The sequence below is a fragment of the Nostoc sp. ChiQUE01b genome (assembly GCF_034531255.1).
In the GTDB taxonomy this organism is placed as follows: Bacteria; Cyanobacteriota; Cyanobacteriia; order Cyanobacteriales; family Nostocaceae; genus Nostoc.
In genome coordinates this window covers 1-23,993 of the sequence record NZ_JAVRBM010000073.1, presented here as the reverse complement: position 1 = coordinate 23,993, position 23,993 = coordinate 1, and the positions used below count along the sequence as shown (strand labels likewise).

Genomic DNA, 23,993 nt, shown 5'->3' with positions numbered 1-23,993 from the left:
CTACAAAAAAGTGTCAGATGACAAAAGTTTCCTTGATAGTGAAATTACCATGAGACACTTGGATATGAAAGCTTTCTCCAAAATCCCCTCTAAACCGTTTTAATTGAATAAAGTTATCATTACTTCGTGATACAACTTCTTGAATAATTTTTCCTGTGTCTGAGAATAAATTAATTCTCAGATTATATGGCAAATAGAGTTTTTCAGATAAAGGATGTATTTGTACTAGTATTTCTACTTTCTGTTGAGAGAATAGTGCGAGCGCTACAAGCAGCACTAGTGATTGATTTCCCAGTTGTAGTCCTAAATCTATGATTTTTGCTCTCGCTACGCTATCTTTACCCAACGATGAAACATTTCTGAGAGCAAATTTTTTCTCATTTATATTGCCAAAAATTTCTTCTAAAGCTATCCAACTGTTTTCAAATAAATTCTCGAACCATTGACTTAAGTTCACCTGTATCTGGCTTGCCTTAAGTGCAGGATCAGCGACAGTGTTAGGAATACAATCAAAAAGGAAATTAAGGGGTTTAAGGCTTGCTAGTGATATTTGCTCTGAAGTAGTAGAAATAGTAGTTGTTCTCACAAATCCCAACAACTGCACTTCATTTAGGCATTCGCTAAATTGGACAGCCACATAACCAATTCTATTTTTCATGACTTCGGGGGGTAAGCAAATTGCCGTTTCTCCAGGTTGAACTGGACGACACTCTAACTTACCAATGTTAGGAATAACTAAATCGGCAACATCAAATAAAGCTCGTTTCAGGGGATGCCAACTATCACCTTTCTCTAAAGCAGTATCAATATGCAACCATTTTAAGTAACTGTAAACAGCATAAACTGCTAGTGTATTCAAATAGATTTGTTTACCTTTTTGAGATGTAGTTTGTTCCAGAGCAAACTGACGGGCGATCGCATGAGCTTCTCGTCCAAGGGGAATTTTTAAACAAAGTGTTTCTGTGCTACTCATGATTGTTAATTAGATTGATATCCAAGTTGAATTGCAATATTTTGTAGGAGCGGTATTGCTTTTAATTTCCAATGAGATACCAGAGTTTGGTAATTGATTTGGCTCTCGCGAGCAATATCCGCAAGTGTATCTGGTGGATTATTAAAGATGAACAGCAACCTTTGGCTTAGTGCTTGACAGTTGCATTCGGGATGTTTACGAGGATAACAATTTTGTAGTTGCTTGTCTGGATCTTGCTCAATGTAAAGTGCCAAGTTGCTTACTAAACTTTGTTGTGACTGCTGCTGTAAATTTTCCAGATACATTTCTAGTCCGCTCAAAACATATGGATTAGATGATGTTCCTAATATTTGTCCTTGTTGTGACACTCGTTCCAACCAAGTTGTTATTTCTCCATCTGGATCTAAAATGCTTTCATCTAAGGACAAATGAGTTTTTTTTCTTGAAGGGTAAGATGGTGAACTTAAATCTTTGACGCGCCAGTAAAGGTAGCTTTTGATCCATTTGATTAAATCATCTCGAACTGAAGATGTACGTGGCTGAAAATTTCTAATATTTTGGCTGAACCACTCTAAAGTTTGGTTCAGGGCATCTAAAAAATAATCGGGACAGTCCAGGCTTGAGTATTTTCTAAATTCTGGTAGTCCCTGAATTAAAATCAGAAGCCGACTCATAGCTTTTCGCCATTCTCGGCTGCCATCTGGGTGTTGGCACACTGTTGCAATCAATTGGCGTAGGCGTTCATCCCGATCGTCCATAAAGCTTTAACCAAAAAAAGTACAGTAGACACGAGACAGCAGCACAGTTATAAGCTTGCTTTTAACCTTACTTGTATATCAGTTAAAAATCAGAAAATTATGAAAACTTATGAAAAACTCCATCCCGCAAGTGGCGTGGAGTTTTTGGGCATGGGGAAGAGGACTCATATTTGATTGCGTGAAAAAAGTCCGTACACTCATATCTTGCACCTCCCCAATCTTCCGCCAGAGAATAAATTCTCTGGCTCATAACGAAAGTCCACTTAAGTGGACTAAAATCCATACCATTAATAAAGTTGAGTCCTCTTGAGAGGATTTTCGCTATTAGCCATAGGTTTCTAACCTATGGTGGTTTTTGAGACTGGTGCAAGATTTGAGTACACCTCTTCATAGCCTTCTTGACTGTTGCCTATTGCAAGAGAGCCTATTGCCTGACTACGTAAGTAAGTTCTCCAAATCAAACCGGATTCCTATATGATTTGACTATGAAAATCTTTCCTAATTCTTAAAGATACCGCTGCAATAGACCAATGAAAACTTCTGGTATTTCCAAATGAGGTAATATTCCGGCATCTGCGATCGCATAAAAATCTCGAATTGCTCTTGGATTTAAATTTGCCAAGCGTTGTCCTAATTTGATGTCGGTAAATTGTGCTTTTTCTCCCCAAAAAATGACGGCGGGAACTGTCAGTTGTTGAATATATAAACTCAGATCGAAGTAAAGATCGCCCCGCAAAAATGCCAAAGCAGCAAACTTGGCATTAGGTTGTTGTGCCGAGGTTAAATACGCCTCCACCATTTCTGGAGATACTCGTTGTGACTTAGCAAAGAGAAAACTTTGTAAAAAATTTCGGACTGCAATTTCATTTTCAGCACCAATCATGTAAATAAAATTGTCCAACAGAGGCGCATTGATTACCGAAAGCGGAAGTCTGCGTCCAGCACCCTGCCCAAAATCATCAAATCCAGAAGGGGAAACCAAAAACAGTGCTTTGAATAAATTGGGTTGAACAATAGCTAGACGAATAGCAAAAGCAGCTGTCAGAGATGAGGCTACCACTGTCACCGGCTGACGACAAGTTTGGATGATAAACTCTGCGATCGTGCTGAGATAATCCCTAATTTTATAATCCCGGACTGGATGGGCCGATTCTCCCCAGCCGATTAAATCGGGGGCTAAAATGTGGTAATTAGAGGCAAAAGCTGGGTAAACTTTAGACCATTCATAGGCAGACGCTCCCCCACCAAAGTTATGGAGAAATAGTAGTGGAGGTAAATCTTCAGTGTCAGCAATCGCCCAAGGTGCATTTGTTTGGGTATAGTAAACCATTGCCCCCAAGAATGTATGGATGACTTTATGCCCAAAGCCAGGAGGTTGAAACTGAAGCATAAAATTAAAAAGTTTAGTTTATTTCAATTTGCATACAGTCAAACTAATTCAGGAGTCAAAATACATCTGTCTGAATAGTTCAATAATCAGGAGAAGATTTGATGAATCAATATATATACAGCAAAATTCAGAATTCATCATTTACCCTTGCTTTTTATCGGCATCTCCTGTGATTTGAACGAGTTGATGAAGGTTATCGCCGCTAATATGATATGCTCCCCCAAAACCAACAACAAAACGACCTTCACTTGGAGTTAGTTGGAAAATCCGAAAGTCAGACAAGCCGCGCAACACCTCGATAATTTCACCAAACCGCTTTTGAAATTGCTCAACAATTTGATTCCAATTGTCAGTTTCACGCTCTATCAAAGTTGCCGTACAATCAAAACTCAAACGACGACGGGCAAAAATTAGATTACTTTTAGCTTCATCCTCGATAAACAAGATACTAACATGAGGATTGGCATAGAGATTTTTGGTATGAATCGAAAGACCACTAACGTAAATGTAGATATTTTTGGAATCATCTATTACAAAGGGAGCATAACTAGCATTGGGTATTGCCTGGGCGCTCACAGTGCTAATAATTACACTCTCAAATGCTTCAAGAAACTTTTCGTACTCAGCTTGAATGTTTTCAAGTTGACTCATAAGTAAATTACCACGCTTATTAGGAACACCTAATTAAGTATCTTAACGTGATTGAGCGATGTCTAGGATCGGCTACAGCTACACACGGAATCCCCAAAAAATAAAAGCGATCGCTCCCTTTAACTCCAGAGCGATCGCTAATTTTCAACTTACAGAATACCGCTTAAGCAGCAACAGGTTCCAACAATTTAATGTCAGAGAAAATAAATTCCTGAGTAGAAAATTGTCCTGCTGTCTCGGTGCGAATCTCCCGACGATTTAGGATGAAATAGTCACCAACTTTTTCATACTCATCAATAAATTCGCTTCTACCACCCTTTTGTTCCCCAGTTTTGGGGTCATGGTACACAGAGTCATAGGTATGGGACAGATAGCCTTCCCCAGTGTCGTGACTGCTGAAGGTGTCAATGGTAACAAAAGTACCGTGGATTAGACGGTGAACATGGCAGACTTCATTATTGCGGACTTTGTATTTATCGCCCTCAGCCTTACCACCCATTAAAAGCTCAACCGCACCTGTTTGGTCAGTTTTACCATAGCTAAACGTATTGGCGCTGTGAGTGTCTTCAAAGCTGCGGCGGATGCGGTGAATTGCTATCTCCCAAGCTTGACCATGAATTGCTTTCTGGGCTGACTCGTCATCTACATCCAAAACTTCGGCTTTGAGATTGGCACTGATGATAACTTTGCCTGTAAACACTTTATCATCATGCTTAAAGGTAATATTTGCGGTATAACCAGGGAAATTCTTGTCCCAAGTATAGCGGTTTTCATAAGCAGCCCGGAAAAGTTCCTGAGCAGAGAGTTGTGTAACTGTCATGTGCTTCTCCTAGTCGCTACTGTAATTAGCGTTTTAGTATTCTTGGTATTAGCATAGAAGTAATTGTTGAGGCTTGGATAGTCCCCAACTGGGTACACTTATGGCTAATTCTCTACACGCTGTATTTGATGCGATCGCTAATGTCCAGAATGAGCAAGAGTTAAGACTCGCTCTCACGGATCAAATTAGCGAGCATTTTGGCGTGCAAAATTGGGGTATTTATCTCCTTGATGAGCAGCCAACCACTGAGATTAATGTTTCAGGCATTCCGGCTGTATGCTTAGAGAGCAATCCAGTGGGGCGCTATGTGGTTGAGCGTCATGCTCCCGCCCACGAACAGTTATTATTATCGCCAGGAGACTGGAAGCATTTTTGTTCGCGTTCCGACCACGAACACGTGATGACTGGGCCAATTGTTTGCGATGGTCGTCTTGTCGGAACCCTTAACTTGGCACGTGACAAGGGAAATCCTGCCTTTAATGGTAACGATTTAGCTGACTTGAGCGCTTTATGCATTCATTTGTCAGCAAAAATGGCAACCCTACGAACAAAACCCAAAATATCCAATTCTCTTTTAGTAAGTCCTTTGACAGCGCGCGAGTTAGAAATTGCCGAGTTAGTGGCACAGGGCTTAACGAATGCAGAAATTGGAGAAAAACTTTGGATTACGCAAAATTCCGTTAAACAAGCTTTAAAGAGGATGTTTCGGAAGTTGAAGGTTTCGGCGCGTGCAGAAATGGTAGCAAAGCTACAAGATATAGCAAAGTGCTGAGTGCTGTTAGCGGAAGCGGGGCGTTTAGCCCGTGCTGTTAGCGATAGCGGGGCGTTTAGCCCGTGCTGAGTAGAAACTCAGTATTATCAAAGGTTTTAGCAACCAACATAGTTCTAACCTATGCTTCGACTGCTATACAAAGGAACCCACACGCAACTGTTTACGGCAATTTCCTTCAAATTATGTCTAATGACGCAATTATTCAATCTGAATTATTGGATGACAAAGCTCATAAAGAGCAAAACTTCTATAAAATTCTCAGTGTACAAGAATTAAGTCTTCTAAACGATCGCTCCAACAGCAAAGGGCTAGTTCAATTGGCTTTGCACCTTACAGTCATGGTTTGCAGTGGCTACCTATGGGCAACAAACTTTGGTAATTGGTCAGTGGCTATACCAGCACTGATAATCTACGGCTTCAGTCTGGCTTCGATGTTTGCACCAATGCATGAATGCGTTCACAGAACAGCTTTCGCTAACAATCGTTTGAATGGTGCTGTAGCTTGGTTTTCTGGCTTGCTCTCATTTTACAACAGCACATTTTTTCGTCGTTATCATAAATGGCATCACCGTTACACTCGCGTTCCTGACAAAGATCCAGAATTGACCGATCCCAAACCGAGCAACCTGGGCAAATACTTGTTGATAATTAGCGGTTTACCGTGGTGGTGGGGTAAAATACGTGGGCATTTTCAAGTTGCCACTGGTCAATTTGACAATTTTCCATTTGTGCCAGAAGCAGCACGAGCCGAAGTTATGCGTTCTACACGTTGGCAATTAGGTATTTATGCAGGTGCGATCGCTCTTTCAATTGTAGTTAATCAGCCTTGGTTTTTCCTATATTGGCTGCTACCTCTGCTTGTCGGTCAGCCAATTCTCCGTTTCATTCTGCTAGCAGAACATACAGGTTGCACTCTTGATGCAAATCTGCTCACCAATACCCGCACAACGCTCACACTCTGGCCTGTACGATTTTTTATGTGGAATATGCCATTTCATGCAGAGCATCATTTGTACGTATCAATTCCGTTCCACGCCCTATATAAAGCACATCAGCTGATGAGCAAACACTTTAGCCATATAGAACCTGGCTATGTAAAAGTCAATCGAGATATTATGGCCAAATTTGGACATTGGTAGCATAAGCGATTTGATTTTAATTTGCTCTAGACTCGATTTTAATGCACCTTTATCAGATGATCATGAAGAATGATTAAGAAAAGCGAGTATAGACAAATATGATAAAAATGCTAGCTGAAAACTTGATAGGAATTGAAACAAGCTTACAAATTAATTTGGTTTGGCTAAATGCCAGCTTAGAGTTTGCTAGTTGGGCACTTTTCTCACTTTTACTCGCTGAGATATTGAGAGACAGCTACCATGCTTTGTGTCACCAAGTCAATTGGCTTGCTAAATGGCACAACAAGCACCACATGGCTTATCGCCGCGATTTATCGATAGTTTCCCTCAAAGTTTACCAAGAATCGCAACTCTATCATGACATTTTAGAATCGAGTCTACTGCTGGTGGTATTGATAGTCATTGCCTTAATTGTCCAGCATAAGGGGTTATGGCTGGGAGTAGCTTATGGTTCCACCTTTTTGTATGGCGCGTCTGTACGATATTTTCAAGGAAAAATTGATACAGATTACAACCACCTACCCGGCCCTTTAGAGACAATTCCATCCATTTGGTGGGTGAATCGGTCTTACCATTGGCGGCATCATTTTGATGATGTTAACGCCTACTATAGTGGTGTCTTTCCCCTAGTGGATAAAATTCTTGGTACAGGACTATCTCTTAAAGGTAAAACCATCGCTTTAACCGGAGCATCAGGAGCGTTGGGGCAAGCGTTGGCGGCTGAACTTGTAAAGAATAATGCTAAGGTCGTGGCATTAACCACTAATCCAGAAAAATTAGTCGAGCAAGTTGGGGTAAAGGTGGTTTCCTGGCAGTTGGGCAACGAAGCCAATCTGAAGCATAGTTTAGAGAAAGTAGATATTTTAATTATCAATCACGGAGTCAATGTCTACGCCAGCCGCACATCGGAGGCTATCAACTCCTCTTATGAAGTAAATACCTTTTCAGCATTGCGGTTGATAGATATATTTTCGACAACTGTAATAGGGCCACAAGCAAAAGCAACTAAGGAAATCTGGGTAAACACTTCTGAGGCTGAGGTTTCTCCAGCACTGAGTCCACTTTATGAACTCAGCAAAAGAGCGTTAGGAGATATTGTTACCCTCAAGCGTTTGGATGGGGATTGTGTAATTCGCAAGTTAATTCTTGGCCCATTTAAGAGTCAACTGAATCCTTATGGAGTGATGTCTGCACAGCAAGTTGCTCGTGCGATCTTATTTTTGGCACGGCGCGACTTCCGAAATATTATTGTGGCAATAAATCCTCTCACCTATCTGCTGTTTCCCTTAAAGGAAACTAGTACGTCACTATACTATCGAGTCTTCAGCCGGACAGCGAAAAATAAACAGGACTTACGCAAACAATAATCGAAAAGAATAGACTTCTTGCATGAATCAAAAAAAGAACCCCACCCCGCCTTTGACTTACGTCAAATTCTCCCTGCCCCTAATCCCCAGAGGGGGCCCCGAGTTCCCCGCCTGCGGGGAGGGGTTGGGGGTGGGGTGTTGGGGGACTTTTGTAAAAGGTCTAATGATTTTCAGGTAGGGGCAATTCATGAATTATCCCTGAGTACGCAATACGGTTCAGTTAAGGAAATTTCTCCCTTGAGGCAGGCAGGGGGAGCAGGGGATGCAGGGGAAGCAGGGGGAGAAAAAAAAGCTTATCTGAACCGTATTGCCTGAGTACGTGTAGTTTTGCTTTGATTTTGGATGCCTGTGGCTGGCTAGCTCTTCGTAGATATAGCAATTCTCGTTTATGTACAGAAGTTCCTGCAAAGTAAGTTTATCGTTTTTTGATAGCCATCATCCGAACTCCACCATTAGGAGCAAGGGTAAATCCACGTCGTTGCAGTTTAATAGGTTTATTTTCCAGTAAGGTAAGTTGATAATTGGATAAAACTGTTGCGAGGACTAATTTGATTTCTAACTGAGCAAGGGCATATCCTAAACAGCGCCGACTTCCACCACCAAAAGGAATGAACTCCCAAGGGGAATACTGGCGTCCTAAAAAACGTTCGGGATTAAATTGTTGAGGATTAGGATACAAGTCTTCCCGATGATGCAGGAGGTAGATACTTGGCATTAAGGTTGTGTTAGGAGCAAACTGGTATCCGGCAATATTTATGGATGATTTGGTAATGCGTGGAAAAAGCACTGGCAGGACTGGATACATCCGCAGGGTTTCTTGGCAAACTGCGCTTAAGTAAGGAAGTTGGGCAATTTCCATCGGGTTAGGATTTTCTCCCAAGCTGTCAAGTTCCTGCTGCAATTTTAAGAGAACGTCTGAATTTTGGTGAATTTGATAGAAAGCCCACGCTAGCGTTGTTGCAGTAGTTTCATGTCCAGCAAATAAAATTGTCAGCAATTCATCTTTTAATTCATCGTCGGTCATTGCTTGCCCATTTTCATCCCGTGCTGCCATCATCAAGCTCAGGACATCACCTTGGCTCTGATTGTTCTTTGTTCTTTTCTCTTCAATTTCTGCTTGAAGTAGCTCATAAATATAGCTTTGTCTACTTTTCATCTGCCCCCAAGGAGTCCATTTTCCCCAATCTTGTTGTAAGAATGGCAAAAATAGCATACTGGAGCGCAAAGGAGAATCAGTCATATCCAACCAACTAGTAAGTAGAGGTAAAATTAGTTGATAGCGTTCCCCTTCACTTAAACCAAAAACAATTTGTAAAATTACTTCTAGACTAACTTTCTGCATGGCAGACCGGGCCACAAAAGGTTGATTGATTTGCCATTGACTGGCGATTTGCTTGGTAATTAAGCAGATTTGTTGAGCATAAGTCTGTAGCCTTTCTCCATGAAAGGGGGGCATTAATAATTTTCGTTCTCGTCGATGGCGGGCACCATCTATTAACATCAGAGAATTTCGCCCAATCAAAGGTTCTGCAAGTTTATTACCACGACCAATATCAAATTTAGAATCTTGACTGAAAATTTCTTGAATGGCTTGGGGATGGCTAAGAATTACATAAGAACCGAGTCCACTCAGTTGCATGGAAAAAATATCTCCATACTCCTGACTATACTTTTGCTGAAATCCAATCGGATCGGCAATCCATCCGATCAGTTGCCACCACGAAGGGCTAGTAATGCAATTCGGTAATTGACTAAGCATAATATTTACCTTTATCAAACAAATACACCCATTATGGCTGAGTAACCGGATTTAGGGACTGGCTGATGACCGCATTTATTAAACCATCTAGTAAGCGATCGCGCGATAGAAATACAAGTTCTTTTCCATACAACATTTCTTGTAAAATCACGTAGGATACCAGCGAACCAAAAAAAATATGAGCCATTGCTTCTGGGTCGGTGATTCCTAATTCTGGATGAGATGCAAAATACTGACTCAGCATTTGCCGACCGCGTAGCACAACGGTTTGAGTATAAAGTTTGGCTAGTTCTGGAAAGTTTTTTGACTCAGTGATAATCAAACGCAACAATGCCAAATAATCGGGATTATCAGCGACTTCGGTTAAATAAATTTCAGCAATTTGGCGCAAAAAAATTGCTGGTTCAACATGTAATTTTTCTGTGCAAAAAATACTTTGAAAGCAAGCGAAGGTCAATCGTTCTATCAACGCTTTGAACAGCCCTTGTTTATCTTGAAAGTGATTGTATATTGTTTGCTTAGATACTCCAGCCGCCGCGCTAACACGATCCATACTTGTTTTAGCGTAACCCTCCTTCAAAAATACCTGTATGGCTCCTTGCAAGATTTGCTCCTGCTTGGGAGCGATCGCAGGTAAAGGATTTTCTAGTTGGAAAGTAGGGTTTATGGGCATGAAGAGTAAATTTTTTGACTTATATCTTGTATTATCATACTAGACAGTCTAGTATATTGACACATAATTCAGACTTTTCAATTCTCTTAGACAAAATATTTTTCACAATCCAGGGTGCTACCATGACTCAGACTATCCCAACATCCCCGGAAAATCTCAAAGATGCAGTATCGAAGCAGCAAAGCCGCAAGAAACCGATCCTTTTAGCGATCGGGGTGCTGTTGGTGGCGGGTGGTATTGGCTACGCGGTGTGGCGCTCTCAACCGCAAGTATCAGCAAATGTACTGCAAGTTAGTGGACGGATTGAGGGTTATGAAACCGAGATTGGGATCAAGCGTTCTGGAAGAATTGAGACAATTGCTGTACGGGAAGGGGCAGCAGTAAAAAAGGGGCAAGATTTAATTAAGTTAGACAACACAGACGATCAATTGCTGCAACAACAACTACTTGGTACACAAGCGAGAGTAACATCTGCTAGGTATGATGAACAGCAAGCAATTTCAGATGTCGAGCGAGTTACCAGAGAAATTCAAGAAATTAACAGCCAAATTAACGAAGCCAAACTGAATTTACGGCAATCTCAAGGAGATACCCAAGGAAGAATTGAGCAGGCACAAGCAAATGTCGCAGCAGCCAGAGCCACATTAGTGCAAGCACAAGCGCAAGTTAAACAGGCAGCAGCAGAAGTTAATTTAGCAAAAATCAACCGCGATCGCTATGCCCAATTGGTAAAAGATGGGGCGATAAATCAACAACAATTCGATCAAGCCGAAACTACTCTAGATACAGCAATAGCAACCCTAGAAGCACGAGTTGCAGCAGTGAATGCCGAACGCCAACAGTTAAGTGCGGTGTCAGGGGCGTTAACTCAAGCCAAAACTACAGGTTTCAATCCTGACATTCGCAACGCCCAGTTAACAGCATTAGTCAGAAAGCAGCAGCAAAGTGATGCTCAACTTAAATCTGCACAGGCGAAAGTTAACTCTGCCCGTGCCAAAGTCAAAGATGCCCAAGCATCAAATCAGCAAATCCTCACTCAGATTGCAGACTCCAAAAAAGATTTAAATGTAGTTAGTCCCTTAGATGGAGTAGTGACAGCCCGGAGTGTCGAACCAGGTGCAATAGTTAGCAATCAGACTAATATTTTGACAATTGTTGACCCCAAGACAGTGTATTTTAGAGGTTTTATTCCTGAAGGTGATATTGGCAGAGTGCGTCTAGGACAAACAACCAAAATCTTCATTGATTCTGCACCAAAGAAACCATTAGAAGGTAAAGTAATTGCCATCGATCCGCAAGCTTCATTTACACCAGAGAATATTTACTTTCAAAAAGATAGAGTCAGACAAGTAGTAGGAATTCGGATCAAAGTTCAAAACCCTGATAGTTGCTTTAACCCCGAAAAGCCTTATGCTGAATCAGATTTACCCTGTGCTAAAATGGGGATGCCAGCAGATGCCGAAATTAATTTGAAGGCAGGAGGCAGGAGGCAGGAGGCAGGAGGTAGAAGGGAATGAAACAACAAATTACTACTTTCTCTCCTAACTTACCGCTATCATCTAGTTTGCCAACTACAGCAATTGAAGTTCGCGGTTTGCACAAGCACTATGGAAACTTAGCTGCTGTGCGGGGAATTGATTTGAGTGTCCACAAAGGTGAAATGTTTGGATTAATTGGCCCTGACGGTGCGGGGAAAACTAGTACATTTCACATTTTGGGCGGTGTGATGGAAGCAACGGCGGGGGAGGTGCAAATATTTAATCAACCTGCACGAGATGCCCGATTAATCACAGGTTATCTCACTCAACAGTTTTCGCTGTATTTGGATTTGAGTATTGATGAAAACTTGCGTTATGCAGCAGGATTACGGCAAGTAGCAGATGATTTATTAAGGGAACGCCGCAATAAATATTTAAAATTAATGAATTTAGAGCGATTTGGCGATCGCTTAGTGGGACAACTTTCTGGGGGGATGAAACAAAAGCTGGCGCTGTGTTGTGCTTTGGTTTCGCAACCAGAAGTATTGTTATTAGATGAACCTACCACGGGTGTCGATCCAGTTTCCCGGCGGGAGTTTTGGGATGTGCTAGGAGAATTATCAGCCGAGGGGATGACAATTGTAGTTGCTACACCATATTTAGACGAAGCTGAACGCTGTCACCGCGTAGCTTTGATGTACAGTGGGCAAATTCATGAAATTGGTACACCCGCAGACTTACGGGCTAATTTAGGCTTGCATCGTTTAGAAGTGCGAACAGCCAACCTAGAAGCGACAGAAGAAATACTCTCCCAGACTACCCAAACAAATATAGTAGATGTGCAAACTTTTGGCGATCGCTTGGATGTTCTCGTTGAAGATATAAATTCTGGCGAAACCCAAGTCCGCGAACTACTGCAACAACATAAGTTACCTTCTTTCAGTATCGAGCATGGCGAACCCACATTAGAAAACGTCTTTGTCACGCGGCTGCGACAACAAGGTTCTGCACCGCAATTTTTTCCGTTTCCTCGTTATCGGAAGAGGGGAGCAGAGGGAGTATTTAATACTCAGCACTCAGAACTCAGCACTCAGCACTCAGCGCTAGCGATATATGCTCACAATCTCAGCCGTGTTTTTGGCAAGTTCCAAGCCGTTAAAGATGTCAATGTCGAAGTCCGCTATGGGGAAATCTTTGGGTTGTTAGGTGCTAATGGTGCTGGAAAAACCACCACCATTAAGATGCTGTGTGGATTACTAGAAGCAAGCGGCGGTGAAATTTCCTTGGGTGGTGAAACAGGAAATCTACGTAGTGCAGACTTACGGCGACGCATTGGTTACATGAGTCAAAAATTCACCCTTTACGACGATTTAACTATTCTGCAAAATCTAGAATTTTATAGCGGAGTTTATGGCGTACCTCGCAAACTTCGACGGGAAAAAATTGATTGGGTAATCGCTACCTGTGGCTTAGAAGGACAAGCAAATATGATTACAGCGCAGCTACCAGGTGGTTGGAAACAGCGAGTTGCTTTCGGTGCTTGCGTGATGCATGAACCAGATATTTTATTTTTAGACGAACCAACATCGGGAGTAGATCCGTTAGCGCGTCGCCAGTTTTGGAAGCTAATTAATGATTTTGCCCGCAACGGTACAGCCATTTTAGTGACAACGCACTATCTAGAAGAAGCTGAACAGTGCAACCGCATGAGTTTTATGGTTGCAGGAAAAACCGTCGCCGAAGGTTCACCCAGTTCTGTCAAAGCCTCACAACCGGGACAATTAATAGAAATTATTGTCAATCAAAACCAAATAGCTTCTAAAATCCTAAAACAACACTTCGAGTCTTGGCGTGTCTCTATTTTCGCCGATAGTTTACACGTTGTTCTCGATCATCCCGAACAGGAAATAAATCAACTAACTCAACTTTTAAAAGCTAATCAAATTACCATCAATTCTTTACGTCCGATTCCTTTTTCTTTAGAAGATGCCTTTATCGGGATAGTACAGCGATCGCAAGAATAGAAAAAGAGTATCCGTATAGAGAATTCTACTCCAAAAAACTCCGCGTTCCTCTGCGCTAACCTCCGCGTTCCTACCCTGCGGGAAGGCGAAGCGCCTATGCGTTTAAAAAAGCTGTAACATATATGAAACGAATTTTCGCTCAATGTGTCAAAGAAATAGCTCAATTTCGCCGCGATCGCCTGACGTTGGCACTAGCATTTTTATTGCCATTCATCACTTTAGTAATTTTTGGCTTTGCCATTAGGTTAGAGAGTAAAGATATTCCCTTAATTGTCCAAGATTTCAACCGCACAAACCTAAGTAGCAGCTATATTGAAAGACTTTATGCCACCAATCAATTTGTACCTAAACAATGGTCTGGTGGCAATCCCACTCGTGATGCTATAGATAAGGGAATCGCCAAAGCCGCAGTAATTATTCCGCCAGAATTTAGCCGTGATATCCAAGCAGGTAGAAGTACAAAGCTGCAAGTATTAATCGATGCCAGTGATGTTAATAATGCCCGTGTAATTAGAAATAGTATTCAAAGAGTGACAAACTTTTTTATGCAAGAGCATGGACTGCTACCTGCTACTAGTAGTATTACAGCCCGAATGCGTCTATGGTTTAATCCTGGGAGATTAGAATCGCTGTATATAGTGCCAGGAACTTACGGAGTTGTACTGTGGATTTTTCCTTCATTGCTCTGTGCGATCGCAATGGTACGGGAAAAAGAAAAAGGGACAATTTTACAAGTCTACGCTTCTAGTATTAGTGCTACTGAACTATTACTTGGTAAAGGATTAGCATACCTATTAATTGGCATCCTCGAAACATTAGTAGTTATGGTATTAGGCTCAATTATTTTCCAAGTCGGCATAGTTGGCAACCCCATAACATTAGTAATTGGCACTTTACTATTTCTGACAGATAGCGTTTTTTTCGGATTACTTTTAGGAGTCCGTAGTAGTAACCAAAATGCTGCTGTACAAGGCGTTTCTCTCGTAGGCTTTATCACATCCTTATTACTTTCAGGTTTTATTTATCCCCTCAATAATATTCCTTTCCCCTTATCACTACTACCTAACATAATTCCGGCGCGTTATTACATCGATATCACTCGCGATACCTTCGTGCGTGGTACAGGATTTGGCGGAGTTTGGTTTGATTTACTCATGCTTGCAGCTTTGGGATTAATATTTTTCAACGTATCACGCCGAGTTTTAAGCCGAATGCAATTACCAAATTAATCTCTCTGTATTTTTTGTGGTTTGATAAAAAGTAACTTTATGAAACTTATCCAGCGATTATTTAATAGTCCATTTTGGGCGTTAATGCGGAAAGAAATTAATCAAATTCTCCGCAATAAGCAATTAATTGTTCTCTTAGTTGTCCCGCCAACAGTCCAATTATTGCTGTATGGCTTCATCCTCAATCCTGATGTTCATAACTTACGATTAGGTGTCATTGACTATGCCAACGTCAGCGCTAGTCGGGAGTTAGTTTCAGCCATGACATCAAATCGAATTTTCACCTTAGAATCTGTACCAAGCAGTGAAAAAGCATTGAGTCGTCAGGTAGAAGAAGGAAAGCTAGATGTCGGGGTAATAATTCCTCCCAGTTTTCCGCGTCAACTGGCACAAAAATCAGCAGAAATTCAAGTATTTATTGATGCAGTAAATGCTAATACAGCCGGGATTGCAGGAAATTATATGAATCAAATTATCCAGCAATATAATCTACAATTAACCCAAGGTCAAGCAAGTCCCCCAGTCTCACCTGAAGTTGTATTCCTTTACAATCCTGGACTGACAAGTAGTTGGTTTTTTGTCCCAGGAGTTATGGGTTTAGTTTTAACATTAATTGGCACATTAGTATCAGCAATTACAGTTGTTCGGGAAAAAGATACCGGAACTTTAGAACAATTATTAATGACTCCGGCTGCTAACTGGCAAATATTACTATCGAAAATTGTCCCTTTAGCATTTTTATTAATGGGAGATGTTTTATTAGCTATCACTTTAGCAACAGTAATATTTCATGTACCATTTCGAGGCAATTTCCTGCTATTTTTGGCTCTATCAAGTATGTATGTATTTGTCGGGATTAGCTTGGGTATTATGTTGGCAACTGTGAGTAGTTCTCAACAACAGGTAGTTTTGACATCTTTCTTTATTAATTTACCAATGGTACAAACTTCTGGAGCGATCGCACCCATTGAAGCCATGCCACCTTTGTTTCAAATCTTATCCCTACTCAATCCCCTGCGCCATTACATTGCGATCGTTCGAGGTATTTTGCTCAAAGGTGTTGGCTTAGATGTACTGTGGATGAATGTTTTGGCTTTAGTCGCCTTTGCTGTTGTGTTATTAACTATTAGTATTAGTAAGTTTCGCAGTCAGTTAAGCTAAAAGACAGAACATCGCTCATTGGTGTCAACTTCAGCTGAAACTCTTTTAAAACCTCGTTCCCATACTCCGTATATTGGTGACAATTTAAGAAAAGCGCCAGAAAACGAAGCGGCGGCTTGAGGCTTGGACTTGCGAGATTTACGGGCGAACCTTTGCCCCATTTCCTCAACTACTCCATCTAAACCCAATACGGTTCAGTTAAGGAAATTTCTCCCTTGAGGCAGGCAGGGGGAGCAGGGGATGCAGGGGAAGCAGGGGGAGAAAAAAAAGCTTATCTGAACCGTATTGCATCTAAACCAGCGCCTTGTCCACTAGCTTTGGCATAGTTATACACCTGCAAGGCAGCTGCATAAGCTTCACTGCCCACTGCTATAGATGTATTATCCAATAACTCTTGTAATTTTCAGGAGTGCTGAGTGCGATTATTACTTTATAACTGGGCACTCAGCACTGTTTCGGTGACAAAGACAGCAATACTGGATACAAAGCTTCAAATAATTGTACGTCTTTTTGCATCTGATCGAGGTCAAGCGATCGCGGTAAAAACTCTGGGTTCTGTGTCGCCACCTCTGATGCAATGCTTACAAAGGCACGGCAATGTCGTATTTTTACCCGCTGACTTTACTCCAAACATATTTTTGGCAGGTTTTGCAGGCGGCTTTTGCTTCCTCTGTTTGCGGATTGGTGAAGACGGGATGATAACGTAACCTGTCACAACAGACTTGCAACCATGCACGCCAGTCACCGCGCCACAAACGCAGAGTGCCATCTTCACCGCCGCTAACAATCGTCTGCCCATCGGCGCTAATGGCAACAGAATAAACCCAACCCTCATGACCACGTAAAGGTTCAGCCAAGGTCAGACCTTGCAGATTCCACAACCGTACAGTGCCATCATCACCGCCGCTAACAATCGTCTGCCCATCAGCACTAATGGCGACAGAATAGACCCAACCTTTATGACCACGCAAAGGTTCAGCTAAAGCAAGACCTTGCAGATTCCACAAACGCACAGTGCCATCAGTACCGCCACTAACAATCGTTTGCCCATCGGCGCTAATGGCAACAGAATTGACATAACCCTGATGACCACGCAAAGGTTCAGCTAAGGCAAGACCTTGACGATTCCACAACCGCACAGTACCGTCATCACCGCCACTAACAATCGTCTGCCCATCGGCACTGATGGCGACAGAATTGACATAACCCTGATGACCACGCAAAGGTTCAGCTAAGGCAAGACCTTGCAGGTTCCACAACCGCACCGTGCCGTCACTACCACCACTGACAATCGTCTGCCCATCGGCGCTAATGGCAACAGAATAGACCCAACCCTCATGACCACACAAAGGTTCAGCTAAGGTCAGACCTTGCAGGTTCCACAACCGCACCGTGCCGTCAGTACCGCCACTAATAATCGTCTGACCATTAGTACTGATAGCGACAGAATAAACCCAACCTTTATGACCACGCAAAGGTTCCGCTGAGGCAAGACCTTGCAGGTTCCACAACCGCACCGTACCATCAGCACCGCCACTGGCAATTTTCTGCCTATCGGTGCTGATGGCTACAGACCTCACATTACCCTGATGACCACGCAAAGGTTCAGCTAAGGTCAGACCTTGGCGATTCCACAACCGCACAGTGCCGCCATCACTGCCACTGACAATCGTCTGCCCATCAGTACTGATGGTCACAGAAGAGACATCACCCTGATGACCACGCAAAGGTTCAGCTAAGGAAAGACCTTGGCGATTCCACAACCGCATCGTACCATCAGCACCGCCACTGACAATGTTCTGTCCATTGGCGCTGATAGCCACAGACCTAACATTACCCTCATGACCATACAAAGGTTCAGCCAAGAGAAAACCTTGGTAATTCCACAACCGCAGCATACCGTCGGCACCGCCACTAACAATCGTCTGCCCATCGGCACTGATGGCGACAGAAGAGACATCATTTTTATCCCCACGCAATGGTTTAGCTAGGGGAAGACCTTGGCGGTTCCACAACCGCACCGTGCCATCAGCACCGCCACTGACAATCGTCTGCCCATCAGCACTGATGGCGACAGAAGAGACATTACCCTGATGACCACGCAAAGGTTCAGCTAAGGAAAGACCTTGGTAATTCCACAACTGTACTGTGCCGTCAGCACCGCCACTGACAATCGTCTGCCCATCAGCACTGATGGCGACAGAAGAGACATTACCCTGATGACCACGCAAAGGTTCAGCTAAGGAAAGACCTTGGTAATTCCACAACTGTACTGTGCCGTCAGCACCGCCACTGACAATCGTCTGCCCATCAGCACTGATGGCGACAGAAGAGACATTACCCTGATGACCACGCAAAGGTTCAGCTAAGGAAAGACCTTGGTAATTCCACAACTGTACTGTGCCGTCAGCACCGCCACTGACAATCGTCTGCCCATCGGCAGTGATGGCGACAGAAGAGACATTACCCTCATGACCACAGAAGGGAATCGAGACTCTTGCTTTATTCACCACCCGATTCAAACTGTTCTGAACTGGTGCAAGAATCTGCTGGGGTAGTTTCTCTTGATTCTCCCCCATAGCTTGAATTGCCAAAACTAGACTATCTAGCGGTTGTAAGGGCAATAAATCGTCTACTCTAGCCGCTTTCTCTCGCAACTGGGATTCAGTAAGCGCCCTTTCCATCTCGGCAATCCGGTCTTTTTCATCAGTATCGCTGTACTGGTAAAAATCCTCATCTTGTTGAGGTGATTGTAATTGTTGCCAGCTATCCCTTACTTGAACCAACAATCCCTTTTGCATTAAATATTTGTCATCCGGCCTTTCGTTCAACCATTCCCGTCGGGTATTTTCTAATGTATCGCTCAACGGTCGCAAGTCTCGGTCTTGTTGTCGCCACTGGGCAAACTGCTGCCAACTTTCAATTAAAGCTTTATGGGCTAAATCAATCCAGACTTCTCCTTTTTCATCTTTCCCAGTAACTAATAAGCGTCCCTTAACCAATCCCGCTTCAGCATTTAGCAACTCACTAAGTTGTTGCTGTTGATTGGCATCATCACCTGCAATATTTAATAATGTGGCTTTTGATTGACGCTGTCGGGTATCCTTTTCTCCCTCTCCCGTTCGCACTAACCGCAGAAAAATCTGCTTAATCCATTCTTTTTCTTGTTGACTGCGTTCTTGAGTTGGATATTCTTTCTCATAATCTTGGTAGTGATAAACATTTTCTGCATGGAGATTTAACACCGCAGTTAATCCTCCCAACTTCTCATATTCTTCTTGGGTTAGTTGATATTTCTTTTGCTCGCGTTTCTCCCAGAGTTTAGTTAAGGCAAACTCTAACAATGGCAAACTCCCTGGTTCTTGTTGAAGATTTGGGAGAATTTTTAATACTCCTGCTTCTTCAAGACTATGAACCTGAAGCTTGGCAGGTTTGGCGATTGTCTCCTTTAAATCAATTCCAGTTAAAGGCGGTATAACAACTACCGGGGTTTGAATCAGGTGAGTCACAGAAGGATTATCTAAACAGGATTCGAGAAAATCGCCTCGCATAGTAATTACAACTGCTAACCGCGAATCATGAATCTCTACTACCCCAGTCAGTAGTTCAATAAATCTCTGCCGTTCTTCGTTATCTATACAAACTGTAAATACTTCCTCAAACTCATCTACCACCAGCAAAAATTTTTCTGTGTTAGCCACAGCCTCTGCATCATTGATAGGTTTAGTCAGGTTGCCGAAACTGTTGTCATTCTGAGCAATTTCAACCACAAGGGCGTATTGTGTCATCTTCTTTTGCTAAAACTATTGAGAAATTACCTCTGTGCTTTAAGATACCCAAATTTACTACTAATTTACTCATTAGAGTTAAAAACTCTAGATTTAAAATTCAAGTAACAGTTGAGCAATACACGGTAGAAGCACAATATTAAAGTTTTAGTGACTGGGATAAGCTCTATACCTTGTAGTCCGGTAGTAATTACGGGAGCGATGTCTAAGGGTGGGCTACGACTAGTTAGAAAATTTCAGCTTACAGCAGTTTTTATGTATTTGAACCACATCTGTTGTAGGGGCGCAACACCTTCATTGGTGTAAACTTATTTGTTCCTAGACTTAGGAAAAGCCGCCCTCAAAGTGCGGGGCTTTCTTTAAACCCAATTTTTCGGTAACTGCACGCTGTAACATTAGGCGATGACAAATCAATTCTCTCCAGAAATTCCCTCTTGCACTTGGAGTCGTCCCATCGGCTTAGGCTGGGATAAGCCTTATACCGTTCGCTATGCAAGTAATATTGATGATGGCCCTTGGCATGGTATGCCTTTAGGCGGCTTTGGTGCAGGTTGCATCGGTCGTTCTTCACGGGGAGACTTTAACCTGTGGCACATCGACGGCGGTGAGCATACCTTCAAAAACGTTCCCGCTTGTCAATTCAGTGTGTTTGAATCCAATAGCACATCTTCCCAAGCCTATGCTTTATCTACCCAAGCGCCCGATGATGGTACTCTCAAAGCGTGGCAATGGTATCCGAAACCTCCCGACACAGAGGGGACGGGCAATTATCACGCGCTATATCCACGTAGCTGGTTTGTGTATGAAAATGTATTTCAAGCACAGTTGACTTGTGAGCAATTTTCCCCGGTCTGGGCAGGTAGTTACCAAGAAACTAGCTACCCTGTGGCAATATTCCTCTGGAATGCTTATAACCCCACAGATACACCGATTACTCTCAGCATTATGCTCACTTGGCAAAATATGGTGGGCTGGTTTACAAACGCTCTCAAATCTCCCGAAGTGCGGGTGCGTGATGATGGTAGTCCGGTTTACGAATACCAACCGCGCTGGGGCGAAAGTCAAGGAAACTACAACCAGATAGTTGAAAATACACAACAGTTTGGCTGTGTTTTAAGTCGCGTTGGTAGTGATGAACCTTTGCAAGAAGGTGACGGAACTTGGTGTATGGCGACGCTAAAACATCCCCAAGTGGAAGTATTTCACCACACTCGCTGGAATCCTGAAAGTACGGGTGAGGAAATATGGGAAAGCTTTGCCCAAGATGGCTCTTTGCCTAATTATGTTGATACTACTCCAGTCACAGAGAATACACAATTAGGGGCTGCGATCGCAATCCGTTTCACTCTCCAACCAGGCGAAACTCTTGAAATCCCCTTTGTCGTCGCTTGGGATTTGCCGATCACAGAATTTGCGGCTGGAGTTAACTATTACCGCAGATATACAGACTTTTTTGGTAAAAGTGCAAACAACGCCTGGGCGATCGCATCGACTGCGTTACAAGAATACCAAACCTGGCGATCGCAAATTCAAAGTTGGCAAAAACCCATTCTCGACCAGGAAGATTTACCCAACTGGTTTAAAATGGCTCTATTTAATGAGCTTTATGACCTCACCAGTGGCGGTACTCTCTGGAGTGCAGGATCAGAACTTAACCCCATCGGTCAGTTTGCGGTGCTAGAGTGCTTAGATTACCGTTGGTATGAAAGTCTAGATGTGCGGTTGTATGGCTCTTTTGCCCTGCTGATGCTATTTCCAGAATTAGAAAAATCGGTAATGCGGGCATTTGCACGGGCGATTCCTCAAGGTGATGATACTCCCCGAATCATTGGCTATTACATGACAATTAAGGCAGAAAGCCCGATTGCAGTTCGCAAAGTTGCAGGTGCAACACCCCACGATTTAGGCGCACCGAACGAACACGTCTGGGAGAAAACCAACTACACCAGCTATCAAGACTGTAATTTATGGAAAGATTTAGGTAGTGATTTTGTCTTGCAAGTATACCGTGATTTTTTACTCACGGGTGCTGACGATGTGGAATTCCTAGCAGATTGCTGGAATGCGATCGTTCAAACCCTCGACTACCTGAAAACTTTTGACCTTGATGGCGATGGGATTCCTGAAAATTCTGGCGCACCCGATCAAACCTTTGATGATTGGCGATTACAGGGTGTTAGCGCCTATTGTGGGGGGTTGTGGTTGGCGGCACTAGAAGCTGCGATCGCAATTAGCGATATTTTATTAACTTACCAGATAAGTAACACAACAGAGTTGACGGCGCAAAAATCCACTTATGAAACTTGGTTACAACAATCTCTTCCTATTTACCAAGAAAAACTCTGGAATGGGGAATATTATCGACTTGATAGTAAAAGTGGTTCCGATGTGGTAATGGCAGATCAATTGTGCGGACAATTCTACGCCCGTCTGTTGGACTTACCTGATATTGTACCGAGCGATCGCGCCCTTTCTGCTCTGAAAACTGTTTATGATGCTTGTTTTTTGAAATTCTGCAATGGTGAGTTTGGTGCTGCTAATGGTGTTCGTCGTGATGGTTCACCAGAAAATCCCAAAGCTACTCATCCCTTAGAAGTTTGGACGGGGATAAACTTTGGGCTGGCGGCTTTTCTCGTGCAGATGGGAATGAAGGATGAAGCGTTGAGGTTGACGCAAGCTGTGGTGCAGCAAATTTATGAAAATGGTCTACAATTTCGCACGCCGGAAGCTATCACCGCAACTGGTACTTTTCGCGCTAGCACTTACCTACGGCCAATGGCAATTTGGGGAATTTACTTAGTTATTAATTGATTAAACTTCTTGCATAAATCCAAAATAAGAACCCTACCCCGCCTTTGAATTACGTCAAAATCTCCCCTAAGAGCCTGCTCTTAGGGGCTGGGGGTGGGGTTTAGGGGACTTTTGCAAGAGGTCTATTGACTATCAAAGCGGCATAGAAACCCTTACTTTTACCTAATACCATTTCACGAAATACTTGATACAAATGATTTGTCTCTAACTCTTTTTTCCTGCTGCCTATTTGCATCAACCTGAAAGTGAAATGGTATAACTTCTACTTTAAGTTGACACCAATGACAGATGTGCGCCCCTACGAACGATCATATTCCACGCTATCAAATTTAACAAAGTGTAGAGGTTTAAGTCCCCGGCTTCTATCAAGCCGCAAGTGTTGTGGCGGGGTCTAAATCCCCGTTACAACACGGAAAAAGCGAATTGCGTTAGCGAGTCTTCTCCCTTGGCGCTAGCCTCTCCCTTTGGGAGAAGGGGAGACGCCAAGGGCGAACGAGCGTCATTGCGAATTGCGAATTGGTTTAACCTGTCTTTATCTGGAAAAGCAAAGTTTAGATTTGCGATTTTATTTTCCGAGTGTTTCCGGAAGCGAAGGAAAATTTCAGTAATGGTAAGAGTTGAAGCATTGAGAATTTAAGACTAATGTTTCAAAAAATGCAAATATTACTAGCTTTAGCTATAAATATTGCTGATAGTTGCCACACTACGTTCACAGTCAAAAGCTAGGTTATGACGTGCCTATTCCTTTACTCAACAGCAAAGTTAATCAGATTGTGACGCCTGCGTGTTTAGCAATGATTAGCCAACACTGGGGCATACGCTTAAACCCCTACAGCTTGCGTAACTTAACGCCAGTAAATCTTACACAGTGCATTTCACCAGCCTTTAGTAAAAGCAGCCCAAACTTGCGGGATGTGAAGCGCTATTAGTTAGGACTAATCTTAGTAAGGTGGACTCATATTATAACCCTTGGATAGCTCATTGCCAAGTAATTCATTGTGTAGTTGTCTTGAGAGATAAAAGCGATCGCATATTGATTTTTGATGTTGTACCACCATTTAGCCCAATTACTACTACATTTGTAATCTCAATTTTATAAATTTGTTAGATATTCATACATATAGAAACTACTGCTGAATTAACTTAATCAGGACTTACGCAACTGGCACAGGGCGATCGCAAATTGGTAGTACCAATGTA

The 23,993-nt window shown here is 42.7% G+C and carries 17 protein-coding genes and 1 pseudogene; 9 read left to right on the top strand and 9 right to left on the bottom strand.

The features are described from left to right. Window positions 1–13: 13 nt before the first annotated feature. The 5 genes from RMY63_RS32065 to RMY63_RS32045 all read right to left on the bottom strand — a co-directional run bounded on the left by RMY63_RS32065 (window position 14) and on the right by RMY63_RS32045 (window position 4,592). Window positions 14–973, bottom strand: coding sequence for a DUF1822 family protein (locus RMY63_RS32065; RefSeq protein WP_322732569.1), 960 nt, complete (start codon window positions 971–973; stop codon window positions 14–16). Window positions 974–978: 5 nt separating this feature from the next. Then, window positions 979–1,731: a hypothetical protein gene (locus tag RMY63_RS32060; RefSeq protein ID WP_322732568.1), complete on the bottom strand. Its 753-nt coding sequence runs from the start codon at window positions 1,729–1,731 to the stop codon at window positions 979–981. Between the two features lie 505 nt (window positions 1,732–2,236). Then, window positions 2,237–3,121 (bottom strand): alpha/beta hydrolase, encoded by an 885-nt coding sequence (locus RMY63_RS32055; protein ID WP_322732567.1) that lies wholly within the window; start codon window positions 3,119–3,121, stop codon window positions 2,237–2,239. Window positions 3,122–3,262: 141 nt separating this feature from the next. Beyond that, complete coding sequence (locus RMY63_RS32050; protein ID WP_322732566.1) at window positions 3,263–3,772, bottom strand: HugZ family protein; 510 nt, start codon at window positions 3,770–3,772, stop codon at window positions 3,263–3,265. A gap of 163 nt (window positions 3,773–3,935) precedes the next feature. After that, window positions 3,936–4,592, bottom strand: coding sequence for a DUF3386 domain-containing protein (locus RMY63_RS32045; protein WP_322732565.1), 657 nt, complete (start codon window positions 4,590–4,592; stop codon window positions 3,936–3,938). A gap of 100 nt (window positions 4,593–4,692) precedes the next feature. Between RMY63_RS32045 and RMY63_RS32040 the strand changes: the two genes are divergently transcribed. From RMY63_RS32040 to RMY63_RS32025, 4 genes are all read left to right on the top strand, one after another. Continuing rightward, complete coding sequence (locus RMY63_RS32040; RefSeq protein WP_322732564.1) at window positions 4,693–5,364, top strand: LuxR C-terminal-related transcriptional regulator; 672 nt, start codon at window positions 4,693–4,695, stop codon at window positions 5,362–5,364. A 182-nt stretch (window positions 5,365–5,546) separates the two neighbouring features. Beyond that, window positions 5,547–6,503 carry a fatty acid desaturase family protein gene (locus RMY63_RS32035; RefSeq protein ID WP_322732563.1) on the top strand — a complete coding sequence of 319 codons (957 nt, stop codon included), beginning with the start codon at window positions 5,547–5,549 and terminating at the stop codon, window positions 6,501–6,503. A gap of 98 nt (window positions 6,504–6,601) precedes the next feature. Continuing rightward, on the top strand, window positions 6,602–7,870 hold the full coding sequence (locus RMY63_RS32030; RefSeq protein WP_322732562.1) for a bifunctional sterol desaturase/short chain dehydrogenase: 1,269 nt from the start codon (window positions 6,602–6,604) through the stop codon (window positions 7,868–7,870). 18 nt (window positions 7,871–7,888) lie between these two features. Next, window positions 7,889–8,185 carry a hypothetical protein gene (locus RMY63_RS32025; RefSeq protein ID WP_322732561.1) on the top strand — a complete coding sequence of 99 codons (297 nt, stop codon included), beginning with the start codon at window positions 7,889–7,891 and terminating at the stop codon, window positions 8,183–8,185. 100 nt (window positions 8,186–8,285) lie between these two features. Here RMY63_RS32025 and RMY63_RS32020 read toward each other — a convergent pair whose 3' ends face one another. Both RMY63_RS32020 and RMY63_RS32015 read right to left on the bottom strand, forming a co-directional pair. After that, complete coding sequence (locus tag RMY63_RS32020; protein ID WP_322732560.1) at window positions 8,286–9,629, bottom strand: cytochrome P450; 1,344 nt, start codon at window positions 9,627–9,629, stop codon at window positions 8,286–8,288. 31 nt (window positions 9,630–9,660) lie between these two features. Further along, window positions 9,661–10,302, bottom strand: a complete 642-nt coding sequence (locus RMY63_RS32015) for a TetR/AcrR family transcriptional regulator (RefSeq protein WP_322732559.1) — start codon at window positions 10,300–10,302, stop codon at window positions 9,661–9,663. Window positions 10,303–10,424: 122 nt separating this feature from the next. Here RMY63_RS32015 and RMY63_RS32010 point away from each other — a divergent pair, with 122 nt between their 5' ends. The 4 genes from RMY63_RS32010 (at window position 10,425) to RMY63_RS31995 (ending at window position 16,194) form a co-directional block, all read left to right on the top strand. After that, on the top strand, window positions 10,425–11,819 hold the full coding sequence (locus RMY63_RS32010; RefSeq protein WP_322732558.1) for an HlyD family secretion protein: 1,395 nt from the start codon (window positions 10,425–10,427) through the stop codon (window positions 11,817–11,819). Further along, a complete protein-coding gene (locus tag RMY63_RS32005; RefSeq protein ID WP_322732557.1) occupies window positions 11,816–13,804 on the top strand; it encodes an ATP-binding cassette domain-containing protein in 1,989 nt (662 codons plus the stop codon). The genes RMY63_RS32010 and RMY63_RS32005 overlap by 4 nt, the downstream gene beginning before the upstream one ends. Window positions 13,805–13,926: 122 nt before the next feature. Next, entirely contained in the window at window positions 13,927–15,033 is a 1,107-nt protein-coding gene (locus tag RMY63_RS32000; RefSeq protein WP_322732556.1) for an ABC transporter permease, read from the top strand. Window positions 15,034–15,072: 39 nt separating this feature from the next. Continuing rightward, window positions 15,073–16,194 carry an ABC transporter permease gene (locus RMY63_RS31995; protein WP_322732555.1) on the top strand — a complete coding sequence of 374 codons (1,122 nt, stop codon included), beginning with the start codon at window positions 15,073–15,075 and terminating at the stop codon, window positions 16,192–16,194. Window positions 16,195–16,465: 271 nt separating this feature from the next. Here the strand turns inward: RMY63_RS31995 and RMY63_RS31990 are convergent. Next, window positions 16,466–16,788 (bottom strand): annotated as a pseudogene (locus RMY63_RS31990) (hypothetical protein); the annotation flags it as partial. A gap of 14 nt (window positions 16,789–16,802) precedes the next feature. Further along, window positions 16,803–19,982: a WD40 repeat domain-containing protein gene (locus RMY63_RS31985; RefSeq protein WP_322732554.1), complete on the bottom strand. Its 3,180-nt coding sequence runs from the start codon at window positions 19,980–19,982 to the stop codon at window positions 16,803–16,805. Between the two features lie 402 nt (window positions 19,983–20,384). On the opposite strand from RMY63_RS31985, the gene RMY63_RS31980 reads away from it, so the two are divergent. After that, a complete protein-coding gene (locus tag RMY63_RS31980) occupies window positions 20,385–22,793 on the top strand; it encodes a GH116 family glycosyl hydrolase (protein ID WP_322732553.1) in 2,409 nt (802 codons plus the stop codon). The last annotated feature ends 1,200 nt before the right edge of the window (window positions 22,794–23,993 follow it).

Excerpts from the sequence above, each read along its gene's own strand:
- RMY63_RS32065 (WP_322732569.1), bottom strand. The coding sequence starts at position 973 with ATGAGTAGCACAGAAACACTTTGTTTAAAAATTCCCCTTGGACGAGAA.
- RMY63_RS32060 (WP_322732568.1), bottom strand. The coding sequence starts at position 1,731 with ATGGACGATCGGGATGAACGCCTACGCCAATTGATTGCAACAGTGTGC.
- RMY63_RS32055 (WP_322732567.1), bottom strand. The coding sequence starts at position 3,121 with ATGCTTCAGTTTCAACCTCCTGGCTTTGGGCATAAAGTCATCCATACA.
- RMY63_RS32050 (WP_322732566.1), bottom strand. The coding sequence starts at position 3,772 with ATGAGTCAACTTGAAAACATTCAAGCTGAGTACGAAAAGTTTCTTGAA.
- RMY63_RS32045 (WP_322732565.1), bottom strand. The coding sequence starts at position 4,592 with ATGACAGTTACACAACTCTCTGCTCAGGAACTTTTCCGGGCTGCTTAT.
- RMY63_RS32040 (WP_322732564.1), top strand. The coding sequence starts at position 4,693 with ATGGCTAATTCTCTACACGCTGTATTTGATGCGATCGCTAATGTCCAG.
- RMY63_RS32035 (WP_322732563.1), top strand. The coding sequence starts at position 5,547 with ATGTCTAATGACGCAATTATTCAATCTGAATTATTGGATGACAAAGCT.
- RMY63_RS32030 (WP_322732562.1), top strand. The coding sequence starts at position 6,602 with ATGATAAAAATGCTAGCTGAAAACTTGATAGGAATTGAAACAAGCTTA.
- RMY63_RS32020 (WP_322732560.1), bottom strand. The coding sequence starts at position 9,629 with ATGCTTAGTCAATTACCGAATTGCATTACTAGCCCTTCGTGGTGGCAA.
- RMY63_RS32015 (WP_322732559.1), bottom strand. The coding sequence starts at position 10,302 with ATGCCCATAAACCCTACTTTCCAACTAGAAAATCCTTTACCTGCGATC.
- RMY63_RS32010 (WP_322732558.1), top strand. The coding sequence starts at position 10,425 with ATGACTCAGACTATCCCAACATCCCCGGAAAATCTCAAAGATGCAGTA.
- RMY63_RS32005 (WP_322732557.1), top strand. The coding sequence starts at position 11,816 with ATGAAACAACAAATTACTACTTTCTCTCCTAACTTACCGCTATCATCT.
- RMY63_RS32000 (WP_322732556.1), top strand. The coding sequence starts at position 13,927 with ATGAAACGAATTTTCGCTCAATGTGTCAAAGAAATAGCTCAATTTCGC.
- RMY63_RS31995 (WP_322732555.1), top strand. The coding sequence starts at position 15,073 with ATGAAACTTATCCAGCGATTATTTAATAGTCCATTTTGGGCGTTAATG.
- RMY63_RS31985 (WP_322732554.1), bottom strand. The coding sequence starts at position 19,982 with ATGACACAATACGCCCTTGTGGTTGAAATTGCTCAGAATGACAACAGT.
- RMY63_RS31980 (WP_322732553.1), top strand. The coding sequence starts at position 20,385 with ATGACAAATCAATTCTCTCCAGAAATTCCCTCTTGCACTTGGAGTCGT.